Source organism: Sphingobacterium chungjuense, assembly GCF_011316935.1.
GTDB classification, from domain to species: domain Bacteria; phylum Bacteroidota; class Bacteroidia; order Sphingobacteriales; family Sphingobacteriaceae; genus Sphingobacterium; species Sphingobacterium chungjuense.
The window spans coordinates 92,233-111,248 of sequence record NZ_WLYS01000005.1 but is presented as its reverse complement, the minus strand read 5'-3'; the positions used below and the strand labels follow the sequence as shown (position 1 = coordinate 111,248).

16 protein-coding genes are annotated in these 19,016 nt (G+C 41.7%); 8 read left to right on the top strand and 8 right to left on the bottom strand.

The window, feature by feature from the left end; translation table 11 throughout:
* The first annotated feature begins 14 nt into the window (after positions 1-14).
* Positions 15-842, top strand: a complete 828-nt coding sequence (locus GKO22_RS13235; protein ID WP_166335795.1) for an alpha/beta fold hydrolase — start codon at positions 15-17, stop codon at positions 840-842.
* Between the two features lie 154 nt (positions 843-996).
* Here GKO22_RS13235 and GKO22_RS13230 read toward each other — a convergent pair whose 3' ends face one another.
* The 3 genes from GKO22_RS13230 to GKO22_RS13220 all read right to left on the bottom strand — a co-directional run bounded on the left by GKO22_RS13230 (position 997) and on the right by GKO22_RS13220 (position 4,785).
* Positions 997-1,368 carry a response regulator gene (locus GKO22_RS13230; RefSeq protein ID WP_116775704.1) on the bottom strand — a complete coding sequence of 124 codons (372 nt, stop codon included), beginning with the start codon at positions 1,366-1,368 and terminating at the stop codon, positions 997-999.
* Positions 1,369-1,498: 130 nt separating this feature from the next.
* Positions 1,499-2,512, bottom strand: a complete 1,014-nt coding sequence (locus tag GKO22_RS13225; protein WP_166335793.1) for a histidine kinase dimerization/phospho-acceptor domain-containing protein — start codon at positions 2,510-2,512, stop codon at positions 1,499-1,501.
* Positions 2,513-2,529: 17 nt separating this feature from the next.
* Entirely contained in the window at positions 2,530-4,785 is a 2,256-nt protein-coding gene (locus GKO22_RS13220; RefSeq protein WP_166335791.1) for a mechanosensitive ion channel domain-containing protein, read from the bottom strand.
* Between the two features lie 155 nt (positions 4,786-4,940).
* On the opposite strand from GKO22_RS13220, the gene GKO22_RS13215 reads away from it, so the two are divergent.
* The 5 genes from GKO22_RS13215 (at position 4,941) to GKO22_RS13195 (ending at position 8,566) form a co-directional block, all read left to right on the top strand.
* Positions 4,941-5,135, top strand: a complete 195-nt coding sequence (locus GKO22_RS13215; protein WP_166335789.1) for a hypothetical protein — start codon at positions 4,941-4,943, stop codon at positions 5,133-5,135.
* Positions 5,136-5,150: 15 nt separating this feature from the next.
* A complete protein-coding gene (locus GKO22_RS13210; RefSeq protein ID WP_166335787.1) occupies positions 5,151-5,894 on the top strand; it encodes a nucleotidyltransferase in 744 nt (247 codons plus the stop codon).
* Positions 5,895-5,936: 42 nt separating this feature from the next.
* On the top strand, positions 5,937-6,641 hold the full coding sequence (locus GKO22_RS13205; RefSeq protein WP_240920306.1) for a metallophosphoesterase family protein: 705 nt from the start codon (positions 5,937-5,939) through the stop codon (positions 6,639-6,641).
* Positions 6,642-6,763: 122 nt separating this feature from the next.
* Entirely contained in the window at positions 6,764-6,985 is a 222-nt protein-coding gene (locus tag GKO22_RS13200) for a DUF1896 family protein (protein ID WP_166335783.1), read from the top strand.
* 45 nt (positions 6,986-7,030) lie between these two features.
* Complete coding sequence (locus GKO22_RS13195; RefSeq protein ID WP_166335781.1) at positions 7,031-8,566, top strand: sensor histidine kinase; 1,536 nt, start codon at positions 7,031-7,033, stop codon at positions 8,564-8,566.
* 52 nt (positions 8,567-8,618) lie between these two features.
* Here the strand turns inward: GKO22_RS13195 and GKO22_RS13190 are convergent, their stop codons facing one another.
* The 4 genes from GKO22_RS13190 to GKO22_RS13175 are packed head-to-tail and all read right to left on the bottom strand — an operon-like array spanning position 8,619 to position 12,730.
* Entirely contained in the window at positions 8,619-9,698 is a 1,080-nt protein-coding gene (locus GKO22_RS13190; protein WP_166335779.1) for a DUF3810 domain-containing protein, read from the bottom strand.
* Positions 9,699-9,701: 3 nt separating this feature from the next.
* Positions 9,702-10,757, bottom strand: a complete 1,056-nt coding sequence (locus GKO22_RS13185; RefSeq protein ID WP_166335777.1) for a nucleoid-associated protein — start codon at positions 10,755-10,757, stop codon at positions 9,702-9,704.
* Positions 10,758-10,785: 28 nt separating this feature from the next.
* Complete coding sequence (locus tag GKO22_RS13180; protein ID WP_317165713.1) at positions 10,786-11,691, bottom strand: histone deacetylase family protein; 906 nt, start codon at positions 11,689-11,691, stop codon at positions 10,786-10,788.
* A gap of 10 nt (positions 11,692-11,701) precedes the next feature.
* Positions 11,702-12,730: a quinone-dependent dihydroorotate dehydrogenase gene (locus tag GKO22_RS13175; RefSeq protein ID WP_166335775.1), complete on the bottom strand. Its 1,029-nt coding sequence runs from the start codon at positions 12,728-12,730 to the stop codon at positions 11,702-11,704.
* Between the two features lie 51 nt (positions 12,731-12,781).
* Here GKO22_RS13175 and GKO22_RS13170 point away from each other — a divergent pair, with 51 nt between their 5' ends.
* Both GKO22_RS13170 and GKO22_RS13165 read left to right on the top strand, forming a co-directional pair.
* Positions 12,782-14,695, top strand: coding sequence for an ABC-F family ATP-binding cassette domain-containing protein (locus GKO22_RS13170; protein ID WP_166335773.1), 1,914 nt, complete (start codon positions 12,782-12,784; stop codon positions 14,693-14,695).
* A 186-nt stretch (positions 14,696-14,881) separates the two neighbouring features.
* A complete protein-coding gene (locus tag GKO22_RS13165) occupies positions 14,882-15,892 on the top strand; it encodes an AI-2E family transporter (RefSeq protein ID WP_166335771.1) in 1,011 nt (336 codons plus the stop codon).
* A gap of 217 nt (positions 15,893-16,109) precedes the next feature.
* Here the strand turns inward: GKO22_RS13165 and leuS are convergent, their stop codons facing one another.
* Entirely contained in the window at positions 16,110-18,893 is a 2,784-nt protein-coding gene (gene leuS / locus GKO22_RS13160) for a leucine--tRNA ligase (protein ID WP_166335769.1), read from the bottom strand.
* Positions 18,894-19,016 lie beyond the last annotated feature (123 nt).

Sequence of the window (19,016 nt, the reverse complement as noted above, 5' to 3'; positions counted from 1 at the left end):
ATAATAAAATCAATATGGCAAAAATTACAAATAAGAATGACGGACAATTAGTAGATATTCATTACCAAGATCAAGGATCAGGTAAGCCGGTCGTTTTAATACATGGTTGGCCTTTGAGTCATACCTCATGGAATAACCAAATTAGCGCATTGGCAGATGCGGGATATCGTGTTATTGCTTATGATCGTCGTGGTTTTGGTGATTCAACTACCGGCAATGCGTACGATTACGATAGCTTGAGCTCTGATCTACATGCATTACTGGAAGAATTGGATTTGAAAGAAGTTACATTGGTTGGATTTTCGATGGGTGGTGGTGAAGTGATTAGATATGTAACTAATTACGGAACAGATCGAATCTCCAAATTAGCATTCGTAGCGTCGATTATTCCATTGGTAAAACAAAAGGATGATAATCCTGATGGCGTGCCACAGGAAGATTTGGATGATATTTTAGCAAACTTGAAAGAGGATCGCATGGCCTTCTTGAAAGAGTTTCACCAGCAATTTTACAATGTAGATAAGAAACCTGATGCCGTTCCAGAATCTCAATTAGATGCAGATTTGGCAGTATCATCTGCAGCGAATGCGGAGGCTACGATTGAAGCGGCAAAGGCTTGGATGGATACTGATTTTAGAGCTGAAACAGAGAAAATCACCTTGCCTACGCTAATTATTCACGGTAAGGAAGATAATACAGTGCCAATCGCTACTTCAGGAGAACAGGCCGCGAAGCTAATCTCCGGAAGTGAATTCAAAGTATATGATGATGCGCCACACGGACTGAATGTCACTCACACCGAGCAATTGAATAAAGATTTGATTCAATTCCTAGAATCGTAAGTTGAAAAAACAAATTGCTTAATACAACTAGAGCCGAGATAGTAATATCTCGGCTCTAGTTGTTAATATCTAATTTATCACAATCAGAACAATTTAGAAAATTAGTGTAGTATCCAAACTTCTACTGCGCAATGCTTGAAATAGAGCCAGCTATTTAGGCGGCGCTAATTACCGCATTTTCAACAGTCGTCAAAAATTCGTCCACGTCGAAAGGTTTCGCAATAAAGGTATTAGCTCCCGCTTCATTCGCTACCTGCAAACCATCGCGACTTGCAGAAATACAAATGATAAAAATATGCTTGAGCTCTTCACTAGCGCGAATTTTCTTAATTAACTGATCTCCTGTCACTACCGGCATCCATAGATCTACAATTAGAATATCCGGTTTAAACTCGATCATTTTGTCGTAAGCGTAAATGCTATCGGTCTCGGTGATGGTGTCTACATCTTCCAATTCCAATACCATTTCCAACATATCTGTTATTCCCTTATCATCATCACAAATGAAAACTTTTTTCTGTGCCATAATTATCTGCTATCTATACGTTGCAGCCGCCTAATACTGCACTTCTTTTCTTCCAAAAATGCGGTTAACTTGTCTGTACTATTATAGACCAATTCTCATACCAGAAAGTTTATTTTGGCGAAAAATAAAATTATAAAATGGGAAAATTTAAGATTAGCTGTTTATTGGCTAAATCCAGTACGATCTCTGCGCCTTTGATTTGCTGTATCCAGTACTCTAAAACGGTTAAGCCGACCAATTTTTGCTCTTTCTCGCAATCACCATACTTCAGGCTATACTGTACCTGGTTAGCGGTTTGATTGCAGGTAATTATCACAGGGAAATGCGAAGTACCATCGGACAATTGGCCAGCACTTTGGATCGCTAAATTGAATATGGCATACAATAGATTTGAGTCTGCCGTGACAGCTCGCATACTGCCAAAATCCAATTTACTCGTATCCTGCCCTAGCAGTAAGGGATTTCGTTTATAAATTGCATGAACTAGGCAAGAAACATTGGTCGCGGTGGCTGAAGGGGCTTCTTTACGGCTCACTTCTACTACATCCGTAATCAAGGTTTCGACACTTTGCAAAGCATCGATCACCATCGTCACCCATTTTTGATGTTCTTCAGGCGTCATTTGCCTACGAGATTGCATGTATTGCATTCCTAACTTCGCAACGGATAGCGGGTTGCGTAGATCGTGCGAAAGCGCACGACTCCATTGTTGCAACTTTTCGTCGGCCAATATGTCTTTGCTCTGCATATTGCCAATGTGCAAATCCACCAAGGGGTTTTGTACTTCTTGCATTGTATGGATCATAGACTCTGTTGTGCCATTCGAATTCAGGATTGGCTGCAAATAGATATCTGCATACAGCCTGCTACCAGTTTTATTAGTACTCATGGCTACAGGATAGGCCGTCAGGCGAAACGGGATTCCTTGATTCCAAACATCGGAAAGTAAGCTCGCAAGATATTGCTGATCTCCGTCGGGCAGTAGATCTGGAAATTGTATGACTTCATTATCATTAGTATGTTCCCAGATACCTAGCATACCTTCATTAATAAATCCGATATGCAATGCCGTCGACGTATAAATAGCCGTTGCCACGCTAGATTGACGCAAGGTCTCCAGCATAATTGTTTGTTGATCACTCATTTTATATTCTCCAACGGTTATACAGACGCAATATTCACGTCCAATGTATGTAATTCTTCTTTCATTCCTTCTAAAAACTGACTTCTAAATCGCTCAATTTGTCTTACATTTTTGACGCCCACTTGGATAGAAATTTTATACGTATCTGGCTGGATATCCTTGGTGTACACTTTTATCGGAATGGATTTATCTACAAACCGATCGTTTTTCAGACGATTACGCAAACGCTCTTTTACATCATCAATGTTGTTACTGCCTGTGATCGATAAATCTAAATTTACTCTAATATCGGTGGATGAAAAAGTCCAATTGACCAAGCGACCTGAAAATAGGTCGGCATTTGGAATAATCACTTTTGCACCTTGATCTGTCAATAGTACGCTAGAGCGAATTCCGATCTCCAGCACCTGCCCTTTTTTATCGGCTAACTCTATGTAGTCACCGATCTTGAATGGTTTTTCGAAGACCAATATCACACCGGATACGAGATTGTTGATGATGTTTTGCAAACCAAAACCAATACCGACCGTTAGTGCACCTACAATCACGGTCAATTTGTCCAATCCCAATCCAAGAATACTGATTGCAAAGAAAAAACTTACGACAACTAAAATTAGCCTAAATAGCGGAAATAAAGTCATTCGTTTCATCTGCAACTCATCCGAAGATGGGTCATTCAACAGATGCTTCAAATTCTTTTGCAACCAATTGGAACCCCATAAAACTAAGGCAGCCAGTAATAAGTTGGCATAATTAAAGGTGATACTACCTAAAGTATGTTCTTTATAAAGCACACCTTGCAAAAAGTTTGCTGTACGTGTCGTGATGTTTAAATTGTTGACCAACACAATGGCAACGATTATAAAGGATACCAACGAAATCAGCCTGTTCAAACTTCCTAGCATGCGTTGCAGATCGAATCGGCGGATCAGATTTTCCTGTGAAACCTTATTATAATGCTGATCTAAATCTTTCAACAGCATGGTGCTGAATGCACGCAAAGCTAGCGCTTGAATAAGTCCTACGCTGGCTGCAATACTGCTAATGCGTGCCAAATATACATAGCCAAAGATATTACTTATGATGGAGACAGTGAATCCAAGCAAGATCGCCCACTTGGCAATGGGTTTGATATGATTGGCTGGCTCACCTTCTTTAGTAGGTTGACCGATACGCCATGTGATTATTAAACCAAAAATATTTAACACGCCAGCTACCAATCGGATCCACAACGCCTGTGAAATAATAAGATTAGCGACAATAAGTAATAGAAATACACCAAATACGATATGAACTGCATTCTTTTGGGCCGTTGAAAACTGACTATAATGTAAGCCATACAGCAGCATAAAGATGATGAGATAACTCATCTGTATGATGAAAATAGGAATCACATAAGCGGTTAACGGCAATAAGATTAAAAAGAAAATAAGGGATTTGACCAACGGAATCCAGAGTGGAAAATGCTTAAACAGACGCCACCGTTGGTTAGTGCTTTCTTCCTCTTTACCTAATCGGAAAATCCAATATAGGTATCCTAAAGTGAGTAAAATCAATAAGACACGACTACTCCAAGCGGCGTAATCAAAAAACTGCTCCAATGGTTTATCACTATCCAAGTTATTGCGAATGGAGGTCATCACGCGTCGTCTTGTTGGCATGTCCATGGTGGCACTGTAGCTAGAATCTAACGCTAAGGAATCTGTCAATATAGGATTCGTCAGGTTTTCGCGAATCTGTACCAGATTGGCCAAAAGTCCATCTAATCGCCTATCAAGACCCATTAGTGAATCTTCTATACCTAATTGCAATTCATGCAAAACCCCATCTACACGATTGCTGTCATTATTAGTAGATGTGCCTTGCTTTTGACGTTGTATCTGTAAATCCTGTCTATATCGGCTTATCTCCCGCTTTAATACGGTGATGTCCCGAACCTTGTCGTTCAAGAAGACGGTCGATGGTTGCATGGCAGAATCCAAAATCCCCACATTGTTTCGCAACGTGTCTTGATCCGCTTTGGCACTATCAATCTCTTGCGCCAAGGCGACAACTCGCCCTTGTAGCGCGTTTAATTTCAGATCGACGACCACGGGTTGTTGCCCAGAGGCTTGCTTTGTAGTATCTATTGAATCATTTCTAACAATAGATGTCGTATCAGCGCTGTTACTATTATCAGATATACTGTCTTGTTGTGCATAAAGTGGCAGTGCCGACCACATCAATATGCCTATAAACCATGTATGCATGGCATGGTAAGTCTTTTTCGTCATAGCTTTTTGTACAACAAATCTTCTAGTGACATGTTTGCCATTTATGCAGTGCTCAATGTATGCTGTAGCAAATAAGCTTATTTATGCAACAACCATTTCAGCTTTGCGCTGTTATGATTAAGCGACGTTTTTAAACATCTACTAAATAAAGAGCTATGAGTACCACGACATATAATAGAAGAAATCCCCTTTTTGCGATTCCTGATTATGAGGACGTGCCCGATCCAGAAGAGCGCGATCACCCCACCCCATTAGAAGAAGGCGATCCAACAATACATATGCCGCCAATTCCCGATCGCGGATTCCCAGGTGAAGACGAGCGCGTATTAGAAGATTTGTTAGCCGTATAATGGAGGATTAGTGATATGATAGAAACAGAAAAACAGAAATTAGAATCTCAAGCCTTCTACAAGGATGCCTTGCAGTTAATTTACGATAATGACTGTCAGTTTATGTTGGGCGGAGCATTCGCTATGTTTCAATATACAGGCATATTTAGAGATACAAAAGATTTGGATATCTTTTGCAAAAGCAGCGAATATCCAAAAATCTTGAAAGCCTTTGCCGAAAAAGGATACCGCACCGAGCTCACAGATGTACGTTGGTTGGCGAAGGTTTTCCACGGTGAATACTTTATTGATATCATCTTTGATACCGTCAACAACATTTGTACAGTGGATGATGGCTGGTACGAACGTGCGAGCGAAGGTGAGTTCGCCGAACTTCCCGTGAAATTTATTCCTGTAGAAGAATTGATTTGGTGCAAATTGTATGTGCAAAATCGAGAACGTAACGATAGTGCCGATGTGAATCATATACTATTGCGCTATGGCCAACATGTTGATTGGAAGCATTTGTTGTCACGAATGGATCGACACTGGCATATTCTATTGGCACAACTGCTTACCTTTCAATTTGTATATCCCGCAGATTATCGCTCCATTATACCAAAATGGTTATTTGATGAATTGATCGCGCGTGCACTCGAGCAGTATGATCTTCCGGCGCCAGTAGAAAAGGTATGTCGCGGACCGCTGATCGATCAGACGCAATACCAGGTAGATATTAAAGAATGGAATTATAAATCATATACCATTACCACAATTTAAATAATTATGAATGCAAAACGTGCTCCGAAAAGAGTTGCCGCTATGGCGGACATACATATCAAGATGAATGATCGCGGAAAGATGAAGGCGATTTTTGAAGAAGTATCGCACCAAGCAGATGTATTAGTAATTTGTGGTGATTTGACGGATACAGGCGATGAGGATGAAGCGTCGATCTTAGCGGAGGATCTGCGGGCGTTACAGATTCCTGTCGTTGGTGTGCTAGGCAATCACGATTACGAAAAAGGAAGGCAAAAGATCATCAAACAAATCTTGACCGAACACAAAATGACCATACTTGACGGCGAATCTACCGTGTTGGCCGACGTGGGTTTTGCAGGTGTCAAAGGATTTGGTGGCGGTTTTGATCAGTACATGCTATCTGTTTTTGGCGAGGACATGATGAAATCATTTGTACACGAAGTGGTCAATGAGTCTTTACAGCTCGAACGTGCCCTTACCCGTTTAGATCAAGAACATCCCGATATACCAAAGATTGCCTTATTGCATTATGCACCGATCAAAGAAACAGTTGTTGGTGAGCCCGAAGTATTATTTCCATTTTTAGGATCTTCTCGCCTAGCGGAGCCAATCAATCGAGGTAATGTGATTGCTGCCTTTCACGGACATGCCCACGCCGGCACCTTAGAAGGTAAGACAAAGGAAGGTGTACCGGTATTCAACGTGGCTTTGCCTGTATTGCGTAAGTCAAAATTAGATACCTGCTATTACTTATTAAAAGTATAGATACGTAAGCCATTCGTTATAAATGCGTAATCTTTAAGAATCGAATGGCTTGCGGTAATACAATCCATGTTTGGCCTCAAAGTTGCAATCGTTGCATACAATTACACAACGATTAAAAATAAATGAACGATATAGTTTTTAATGAGCACTACAATCGATTTGAAAACAAATTGAAAAGATCATTGTCGGAAAAAGTGCGGGAGAAGCTCATCAATAATGACATCATTACAAAGCGCTCACGTTGGGCTACAAATGCTTACTTGGGCGCGTTAACAGCTGGTAATCCAGAAGATTATTGTGAGCACATAGCGACAACAATATTGCTTGATGGCTTGGAACGATAGGGCTCTCATGTCAAGCTCTTGGTGATAATCTGTAAAAATACATCTATGAAAAACGAATTTGATCCATCACAAACAATTGCTCCAAATTTGAGCACGACAGATGTAAGTCCCTTATATCATGCCGCGCTTGATGCTAGTGTTTCAGGTATTATTATTACCGATAATAGCCTGCCTGACAACCCGATCGTATACTGCAATAAGTCTTTTGAGCGGATTAGTGGATATAGCCGTAAGGAGATCATTGGTCATAATTGTCGTTTTTTGCAGCGCGAGGATAGACAGCAGTCAGTACGTGCAGAATTGCGTAAGGCCGTCAAAGATGGAAAACATGCTAATGTGGAAATTCGGAATTACAATAAAGATGGAGAGCTATTCTGGAATGAACTGTACATATCCCCTATAAAAGATAGCGAAGGTAATGTAAGCCACTTTATCGGTGTCCAGAATGATGTGACTTCGCGCAAAAAAGCGGAACAACAACTGCAATTGGAGCGCGAATTGATGGAGCAAAAAATCGATGAACGTACCGCCAGTCTGCAGTTGAGTCAAGAGTATTTGCAAAGTATTGTGGAGACTGTTCGTGAAAGCTTACTGGTGTTGGACTCTGATTTAAAAGTGCTTACAGCCAATGAAGAGTTTATGCGGACTTTTAAAGTCAATAAATCGGAAACGATTAACAGAAAATTGTTCGACTTGGGAAATGGACAATGGAACATCGAGGCTTTAAGAGAATTATTGGAGAAGATTCTTCCGACAAACAATCCAGTGCTTGACTTCGAGGTGGAGCACAACTTCCCGCATATAGGTCAAAAGCTCATGTTGCTCAATGCACACCGTATAGAATTAGAAGGCGCTTACAAAGATCGTATCCTATTGGCGATTGAAGATATTACGGATAGACGCGCGATCGAATTGCGTAAAGACGATTTCTTGGCCGTGGCAAGTCACGAACTAAAAACACCACTGACAACAGTCAAGGGGTATTTACAGTATGCTACACGTTTGCTTCCGAAAGACTCGGATGCCAAAATCATCGATATTATGGACAAAGCCAATGTCCAACTGGATAGGCTGAATAGGTTGATTGCGGAGCTATTAGACGTTTCTAAAATACAATCGGGCAATCTGGAAGTGCATCGCGAAGCCTTTGACTTCAATAATATGGTAGAGGAAGCTGTCGAATCTATGAGTCGCACAACGGATAGCCATGAAATTATACTGTCGGGTCGTATTGATGGGTCCTATGTTGGGGATGAAGCGCAACTCAGTCAGGTGGTGAAAAATCTGCTAGCCAACGCGGTGAAATATTCGCCCAAAGCTCGAAAAATAAAAGTTTCACTTTCCGTAATTAGCAAATACATCAAATTCTCCGTCCAAGATTTTGGAATGGGTATCAGTTTGAATGATCAGAAAAAGATATTTGAGCGTTTCTATCGCGCTCGCCACATTCAGCAGCATTTTCCAGGAATGGGAATAGGCTTGTATATCTGCGAGCAGATTGTTGAAAAGCATGGCGGGACGTTATGGGTGGATAGTGAAGTCGACAAAGGCTCTACATTTAGCTTCACATTGCCGCTTTAGAAGCAATGTCAAAAAACTAGCGATGTGAATTAGCTCCCGGTTGCATAAGGTATTACTTGATGTTCTCCTTCTTGTACCAAGCGACGATCAAGCGATTCATCATGCCATAGCGTTGCGTACCCTCAGGCTGATTATTGTGTTGCAAATAGTGGTTATATACTATTCCAGAGATGTAATTGACCGGACCGCTATAATTAGACCAAAAATCTTGTTCTGATTGCATATCGCGCACGATTGCAGCATCCAATTTCCTAAAATACGTATCGAACAGTTGCGGCTTTGTATAGCGCATTGACCGGAGCAAAGATTGAATGGCCGCATAATGTGCACTATAGGCATACCATGGGTTCGGATGTTCGGATAGCACTTGGTAAGCTATAAAATTACATTCATCTTCAAAACCAATTCCCATCTGATGAGACAATTCATGCACTACCGTGAATGGAAAACTTGGCCAAGGAATTAGCTCATTGACCTGCACTTCATGTGTAAAGGGATTGAAATAACCGTTTACTGTAAAATAAGAGGCCAAAGTGTTCGATACAGGAGTCTTTGCATTGATATGCTTTTTACTTAATATGGTGTTGAACGTAGTATCCATTGCCATCACATGCTCCAGTTGATGCATGTTTCGAGCGCTAACAACAGTAGATACATCTACCTGTTTTCGCAAATCGTTAGCTCGCCGAATCAGACTATCTAATACTATTTCATAATCTTCAGTGCTGATATTTGCTACATCCAACGCATAGGTCATTGCCAAAGGTTGGCGGTAATAGTTCAGTCCCCAACTAATATAAAAGAAGTGATGCAGCAATAAAATTGTGCAAACAAATTGTAGCCCTGATCGGCCGGCTTGCTCCCATTTTTTGAGAATCAAGAATCGAATTCCTCTGACGACTAGCAGCAGCAACCCTAGTATTGCGAACGTGTAGAAGAGATCACCTAGACTGAATGGAAGCCAACTAAACAGGATAGTCGGCAAATAGCTATAAAGCGGATAAAAGTTTCTGGAGTAAAGCCATTCTACCCGAGCAGGATCTTGCACGAATACATACCCGACGATGCCTAATACAATACAAACACCTATTACCCAAAAATAGAGCCTATTTTTTGATCCTGCTGACCGCATAAGCTATTGCTCGTTGTCGAAATACAATTTATAATAATTCATTCCACGATCCTCATCATATCCGCGTTCGATGTAATCTCGCTTTCCATGAATATAAATATGAAAGTTTTTATCCAATTTAACGACTGATTTATAGTCAGAAGCCATTTTTTTAACCGCTCCAGCAGCAATATCGAAATTCGTTTGGAATGGCATATCTAATTCCTCTCCTACTTGCTCACGGTATTCCTTAAACAAAGAGATCGCTTGGGCATTGCCCAACACTTCGCCGGAAAATTCTTCTTCTTCAAAAGTATCGTGCGCTTTGAAGTAGTTCATCGATCGGTTGAGCAAATCTACTTTCTCCGCTTTGTCCATTTCAAACACTTCATCAATTTTTTCGTTGACAAAGTTTTTGTACACCTTGAGGAAGTTACCCGTCTGCTGAAAGTTGTCGTCGCGTACGCGCAATTGCAAGAAATCATCTTTCCAATACACGGCGTCTGAACCATTAGTTTGATCCGTTACCAATACTTTGTATCCTTCCCAGGCGTCCGCTTTCACGATCACTACACCTTTATCCAGCTTATTGATGTTGATGGCTTCTTGTTCGTACTCCAGTCCAAATCCGCCCTGATCAGGAAACACTTTCAGATAAGTTTCTTTGTTCTCCGATTTGAAAATCCCCACAGCGGATCCCTCCTCGCCTTCCATTTGTATATTCTTCAACGCGACCACGTACAATTCACCGGATTTAATATTGGGATGCGAAGATACTTCGTATAAATGCTTTGTTACTTGCTCCGAAAATTCATGAAAAGGCATTTTCCCCTCGAAAAAAGCATGCGCGAAATGATAGACTTCATTGAGCTGCAAATCTTCGTTCGGGTGAAAGAAGCGATACACTTCTTTCACTTTCGCAAAAGGTTTCATAAAATATTGCATCAGCAAATCCGGCAACACCTCGTCTTGACTCAAGTCAATCGGCTGTTCTGACAAGGCATAATATTCGTCGCGGGCTTTATTGCCCACGCGATGTATAGATAAGGATTCGAACGTAGCGTCCTGATGAAAAAACATGCTTATTGAAATTTAAATAATAATATAGTTATAAATTGTACAGGTCAATCGCCGTACGATACGTGCTCACGTGAGCATCCACAATATGACGCAAAACTTCGGAATACCCGCCGCCCATGCTGACTTGTACAGGAGCTTGAAATTTGCGGCACAAATCGAATACGATTTCATCGCGTTGCCGACAACCTTCCGCTGTCAATCCTAATTTGCCCAGCTTATCGGTGGCCAACACATCTACGCCAGCTTGATAAAAGACGAAATCAGGTTTTACTTTTTCAAAAACAGGCTTCAGTGTGTTCAACAGTTGCGTGAGATAATCCGCGTCACCGATGCCATCATTCAATCCCACATCGTGATGCGATTGCTCTTTTACGAAAGGATAATTCTTCTCTCCGTGCATCGAGAAAGTAAAAATATCCCGATGATCCCGAAAGATATGTGCTGTGCCATTTCCTTGATGTACATCCAGATCCACGATCAAAATTCGATTCGCAAGCTTCTGATGTAGTAAATACGCCGCGGCAACCGCTTGATCATTGAGCAAACAAAATCCTTCCCCGAAATCACGCCCAGCGTGGTGCGTACCTCCGGCGGCATTGAAAGCCACGCCGTATTGCTGCGCGTAATGACACGCTTTGATCGTACCGTCGACTAACAATCGCTCGCGAATAATTAAGGATTGGGATAAGGCAAAGCCAATACGGCGAATCATTTTGGCATCCAAGGTAAGATGGAGCAAATGATCCACATATTCGGAATCGTGTGCCAAGCAAAGCGTGGCGCGATCTGCCAATAATGGTTCAAAGAAGTTTTCTTTAGTAGCCAATCCTTCGTGCATCAATTGCGCTGGTATCAATTCGTACTTCGCCATCGGAAACCGATGATTGTCGGGCACCGGATGGACATAAGCTGGATGATAGGCGATTTTGAGCACAGCGAATGAATTACTTTTTGAGTAATGCTTTGCAAATTTTGCTCACCAAACCCGGACCTTCGTAGATAAAGCCCGTATACAATTGAATCAGGGCGGCACCAGCTTCTAATTTTTCTAGTGCATCAGCAGCCGAGTGAATACCGCCAACACCAATCACAGGAAATGCTCCGTTGGATTTTTGAACCAAATAACGGATCACTTCTGTCGAGCGTTTGGTCAGTGGTTTTCCGCTCACACCGCCTACTTCTTGTACCAATCGCGGATCACTTTTCAATCCTTCACGTGAAATCGTTGTATTCGTGGCTATGACACCGGCAATCTTTGTTTCTTGTACAATCTCCACAATATCATCCAATTGACTATCAGTTAGATCTGGAGCTATTTTTAGTAAGATTGGTTTAGCCACATCCTTTTGTGAGTTAGCGGCTTGCAATGTGTTTAAGATATGCATCAGCGGTTCTTTCTCCTGCAATTCTCTTAAACCTGGTGTATTGGGCGAACTCACATTCACCACAAAGTAATCGACATAACTATATAATGAGTGAAAACAGTATAGATAATCGTCTACGGCTTGCTCGTTTGGCGTCACTTTATTCTTACCAATATTGCCACCAATGATTAAGTTGCCCTTATTTTTTAGATGTTTTAAGCGACCTGCCGCCACATCAGCGCCTTGATTATTAAAACCCATCCGATTGATGAGTGCGCCATCAGGAATCAAGCGAAACATGCGCGGCTTATCATTCCCAGGTTGTGGTTTTGGCGTTACGGTTCCGATTTCGATAAACCCAAATCCGAAAGAAGCCATCTCTTCTATATACGATCCATTCTTATCAAATCCTGCAGCAAGTCCGACCGGATTTTTGAACTTCAAACCGAATACTTCCCGTTCCAGACGAGGATCTTCTAGCGAATAAGAAGCTTTCAATACTGCTTTTGAGCCCCAAATTTTAGACACTTTGGTCAATCCGCCGGTCACCAAATGATGCGCCGACTCCGGATCCATTTTAAAAAACAATGGTTTGACAAGTTTATACATAGTACGGCAAATTTAGCCAAAGAAGCAGAAATATTCACTACTTTTGCGGAAATGATCTCGATTAATAATTTAACTTTTGAAATAGGCTCTCGGGCTTTGTACGATGATGCCAATTGGCACATCAAACCGGGCGACAAAGTAGGGCTTATTGGCGCTAATGGAACAGGAAAATCTACTTTACTCAAGATTATCGTAGGTGAATACACGCCAACATCAGGCACGGTATCCATGGCCAAAGATCTGAAGATCGGCTACCTGAATCAGGACTTGCTATCTTACCATTCCGAAAAGAATATTGTACAGGTGGCGATGGAAGCGTTTGAACGCCAAAATCAGCTGCATGCAGAAATAGAAGATTTGTTGCAGAAATTAGAAACCGACTATTCGGATGATATCCTGAACAAATTGAGCGACAAGCAAATGGAGTTTGAAGCGCTAGACGGGTACAACATTGAGTTTCGTGCAAACGAAATTTTGGCGGGTTTGGGCTTCTCCGAAGAAGAGCAAAAGCGCCCTTTGGCCACCTTCTCTGGAGGTTGGCGTATGCGTGTGATGTTAGCCCGAATTCTACTCCAAACTCCTGATATCTTGCTACTAGATGAGCCCACCAACCACATGGACTTACCTTCTATCAAGTGGTTAGAGAATTATTTGGGTTCATTCGAAGGCGCGATTATCATCGTTTCTCACGATCGCTATTTCCTCGATAAAATCATCAACAAAACGGTAGAATCCCGTAAAGGCAAATTGACCTTGTATGCGGGTAACTATTCTTTCTATTTGGAGGAAAAGTCGCTGCGCGAAGAACTACAAGGCAATCAGTTTAAGAATCAGCAGGCGAAGATCAAGCAAGAAGAAAAACTGATTGAGCGTTTCCGTTCGAAAGCATCGAAAGCCAAGATGGTGCAATCACGTATCAAGGCATTGGATCGGATGGAGAAGATTTCGGACGTGGATGACGATAACCCAGAAGTAAACTTCAGCTTTAAGTTTTCCAAACCTTCTGGTCGCCATGTAGTGACTTTAGAAAACATTTCGAAAAGCTACCCAAATATTGAAATCTTGCGCAATGCAGATGGTTTAATCGAAAAGGGTGATAAAATCGCTTTGATCGGTGCCAACGGTAAAGGAAAATCTACCTTGCTACGCATTGTGGCTGATGATGATTCTGAATTTACAGGCACGACGGTAAAAGGACATAATGTGTCGCAAACCTTCTTTGCGCAGCATCAACTGGAAGCCTTGCACTTGGAAAATTCTATTTTACAAGAGCTTCAAAACTTCGCTCCTAAACATACGGAAACGGAAATCCGTTCGATTTTGGGCTGTTTCCTATTTACCGGAGACGATGTGTTCAAGAAAATCAAAGTCTTGTCCGGAGGAGAGAAATCTCGTGTTGCGTTAGCGAAAGCATTAACCGCGGATGCGAACTTCTTGGTACTCGATGAGCCCACCAACCACTTGGATATGGCGTCGGTGAATATCTTGATTCAGGCTTTACAACAATACGAAGGTACGCTGATCGTGGTTTCCCATGATCGTTATTTCTTGGATCATGTAGCCAACAAAATCTGGTATATCGAAGAAAAAGATATCAAAGAATATCCGGGTACGTACGAAGAATACGAAGCTTGGAGTAGCAAGCGGGTAACAAAACCTGCTGCAGCGGAGAAAAAGGAAGAAAAACCAAAAGCAGAGAAAAAAGCTAAGCCGGTACTGACAGACGACTCGAAAGCGCAGCTGCAAAAGAAAAATAAAGAACTCGCACAGCTGGAAGCTCAGATCGCCACAGCAGAAAAAGAGGTCAATCAATTAGAAGCTGCGTTAGCTACGGAAGCGGTCTTTTCAGACGCCGAAAAGCTCAAAACAGCTACTCGAGAATATAATTCTTCTAAAGCAGCTTGGGAGCAATTGCAAACAAGATGGGAGCAATTGGCCGAAGAGATTATGGAATTGGAAGGTTAATAAAACCGCTGATCGCTGATTATCAAGCATTCATATTTATAAACTTTTGAAGACCGCGTTTCACGCGGTCTTTTTCTATTGTAGTACAGATCAAGCCCAATAGTTTCCTTATAAGTAAAAGATAAAACGTTTTCCAGTATCCATTGTTGTAACGGTATTATGGAAAAATCGGAAAAAAAAGCCATCATGCGTAAAACTTCGCTGATCTCCTTTGTCGTTTTGTTGTTTATTTTATTCGCTTCGCTATTCGTGAAAACATTTAGCATATTGCTTCTATTGTTCGGTGGTCTTCTACTTTCAATCTTTTTTCAAGCTATCTCCAATCGCATTCATGGTTGGACAGGTTGGCATAAAGGTGTTACGCTTACGCTAGCATTTTTTTTGGTATTTGGTTTCATTTCGGGAGTTACGTATCTGATCGGTAATACGATGGCTCAACAATACGAGCAATTTAAAGAAGGTATTCCAAAGACGCTAAAGTCGGTAGAATCTTACTTAGAAGATCAGAGTTGGGGCGACAAAATAAAAGATGCTACTCCGTCTTTAGAAGAAAACGGAGACCAAGTGATGCAACATGCTGGTTCATTGTTTAAATCTACTTTTGGCTTTTTTGGAGATTTGTATGCGGTCATTTTTCTGGGGTTATTTTTGATGATCTCTCCGAAAGAATACAAGAACGGTATCGTAGCGCTTGTACCCAATAATTATAAACCTAAGGCAGATCATATCTTGAGCAAAATGGGAAATGACCTCAAAGTATGGTTGAAAGCGCAGATGTTGGAAATGGCTTTTGTATTTACATTAACCGCGATTGGTGCATTGATTCTCGGTGCTGAATTGTGGTTGATATTAGCGATTATTGGCGGTACATTGACATTTATTCCTAATATTGGGCCGACATTGGCATTGATTCCTGCCGCACTAATTGGTCTGATGGATGGCCCTGAAATGGCATTGTGGCTTATTGGTTTATTCTTGTTAGTACAATTATTAGAATCTGGTGTTTTCGGACCTTTCGTTAGAAAGAAAATGCTTTCATTACCGCCAGCACTGGTTTTATTTTTCCAATTGTTGATGGCGGGTATATCGGGAGCTTGGGGTATTCTATTTGCAACACCGATTTTAGTGGTTATTATGATTTTGATTCAAGAGATTTATCTAAAAGGAATATTGGAGCAAGCACCTGAAACGGATTAGTTAAGGATATTCTATATGAAATGTAGGAAAAAAGAATTTGCCAATCTTCACCTTCTATATGTCACCAACTTTGCGCGCGTCACATTTAAGCTTAAACAGCATCAAAATTCTGAACGAGAAGATCACCTTGTCGTAACTACGCGTAATAAAGGCTAAAACCATAAAAAGCGGCGCTGGATCTACTCCAGCGCCGCTTTCATAATAAGCTACTGCTGGTTTACACTACAATATTGATAATCTTACCTTTAACAAAGATGATCTTACGAATCGCTTTACCATCGATATAACGCTGCACCTCTTCATTAGCCAACACGATCTCCTCTACCGCTTTCTGGTCTAGATCCAATGCGAGTGGCAAATTCAAACGAGTTTTTCCATTTACAGAAACTGGGTACGCAAACTCCGATTCTACCAAATATGCTGGATTGAATACTGGATAAGAAGCATAAGAGATTGTTCCTTTAGGCTGTCCCATTAAGCACCATAATTCCTCTGCAATATGCGGCGCATAAGGTTGTAAGGTAATCACCAAGTCCTGCAAAATTTTGATCTTGTTACATTTCAAATCTGTCAACTCATTCACACAGATCATAAAGGCAGATACCGAGGTATTAAAAGAGAATCGCTCGATATCATCTTCCACCTTTTTGATAATCTTGTGCAACGCTTTGTATTCTGCTTTTGTTGGTTCTTCATTAGAGATATGGAAATTACCTTCCGCATCATGAAACAAACGCCACAGCTTCTTAAGGAATTTATAGACGCCTTCTATCCCATTCGTATTCCAAGGTTTTGATTGCTCTAATGGGCCTAAGAACATTTCGTATAAGCGTAAGGTATCTGCGCCGTATTGTTCGATGATATCATCAGGGTTTACCACATTGAATTTAGATTTCGACATTTTCTCCACTTCATGGCCACAATGATATTTGCCATCTTCCAAAATAAATTCGGCGTCAGCAAAATCCGGACGGAAAGCTTTGAATTTCTCCAGATCCAACACGTCATTGGAAACGATATTGACATCCACATGCAGGGCCATCGTTTGGTAATCCCCTTTCAATCCGTAGGAAACGAATTGATTTGTCCCTTTACCTTCGGCGTCCATCACGCGATACACAAAGTTGGAGCGTCCCTGAATCATTCCCTGATTGATCAGTTTTTTGAAAGGTTCCTCTTCTCCCTGACAACCCCAATCTTTCAAAAATTTGTTCCAGAATCTGGAATATAATAAATGGCCGGTAGCATGCTCCGAACCACCGATGTATAAATCGACCGATTTCCAGTAATCCACCGCTTCGCGAGAAGCAAATGTATTTGGATTTTTAGGATCCATATAGCGAAACCAATACCAAGACGAACCTGCCCAACCGGGCATCGTACTCAATTCGTACATATTGCTGCCTTGATATTTCCAATCTTGCGCACGACCTAAAGGTGGTTCGCCGGTTTCGGTTGGCAAGTATTTATCTACTTCAGGAAGCAACAAAGGCAGCTCTTCTTTATCAATCAAATAAGGCAAACCATCTTTGAAATAGATCGGAACTGGCTCGCCCCAGTAACGCTGACGACCGAAGATCGCATCGCGCATGCGGTAATTGATTTTCCCTTTACCCAATCCTAACGCTTGCAACTGATCGATTACCGCCGGAACGGCTTGTTCATACGTCAAGCCATTGATGATTTCGGAATTGATGTAACGACCGTCTTTATTCGGGTCGGCCGCTTCGCTAATGTCTTGGGAATCTGAAATTGGGATAATAGGTAAATCAAAATGCTTGGCAAATAAATAATCCCGTTGATCGCCCGATGGTACGGCCATCACCGCGCCGGTACCATATCCAGCTAACACGTAATCGGCGATCCAAATCTGTACATCCTGACCAGTCAGCGGATGCTTAGCGTAAGCACCTGTGAAAACACCTGATACTGCTTTTACATCCGACATACGATCCAACTCCGATTTCTTCGAAGTGGTCGCAATATATTCTTCAACGGCAGCGCGTTGTTCGTCTGTAGTCAGAGTGCTGACCAATTCATGCTCCGGTGCCAGAACCACAAAACTAACCCCGTAAACGGTATCCACTCGCGTGGTAAATACTTCAATATTGGTATCTAATTGCGGCAGCGGAAAACGCACCGTCGCGCCGATGGATTTTCCAATCCAGTTACGCTGCATCTCTACTAAAGGCTCTGGCCAATCCACGGTATCTAATCCGGTCAACAAACGTTCGGCGTACGCCGTGATCCGCATCGACCATTGCATCATTTTTTTCTGCTCGACAGGATATCCGCCACGCTCAGAAACGCCATTGATCACTTCATCATTTGCTAATACAGTACCCAAGGCTGCACACCAATTTACCGTGCTTTCACGCAGATAAGCTAAGCGGTATTTAAGTAATTCTTGCAATTGTTCTTCCGGCATAAAGGCCGCCCACTCTTGCGCGGTGAACGTTTTTACATCCTCGTCACAAGCTGCATTAATTCCTTCGCTACCTGTTTGTTGAAATCGCTCAACTAAAGTATCTATTGATTCTGCTTTATCCGCGTCTTTGTTGTACCAAGCATGAAATAACTGCATGAAGATCCATTGCGTCCATTTGTAATACGCTGGATCGGAGGTGCGCACTTCTCTCGACCAATCAAAGGAGAAACCGATGTTGTCCAATTGCTCGCGATAGCGATCAATATTCACCTCCGTCGTGATCGCCGGATGCTGTCCCGTCTGGATAGCATATTGCTCTGCTGGCAAACCAAAAGAGTCATAACCCATTGGATGAAGCACGTTGAAACCTTTCAATCTTTTGAATCGTGCAAAGATATCTGAGGCGATATATCCAAGTGGATGACCGACGTGCAGGCCCGCTCCTGATGGGTAAGGAAACATGTCTAGCACGTAATACTTTGGCTTATCGGTAGATTCGCTCGTGCGAAATGTGCCGTTTTCTGCCCAAAAAGTTTGCCATCCCTTTTCAATGACTTTATGATTGTACTCCATATAATAAATGCAATGAACTTATAACAAGTGCGAAAATAACGATTTATTAAGATTATAGCGACTACAAACCCAAAATGGCGCTTGAAAAGTGTTAGATTATGTTAACGCCTATTTCTATAGTCG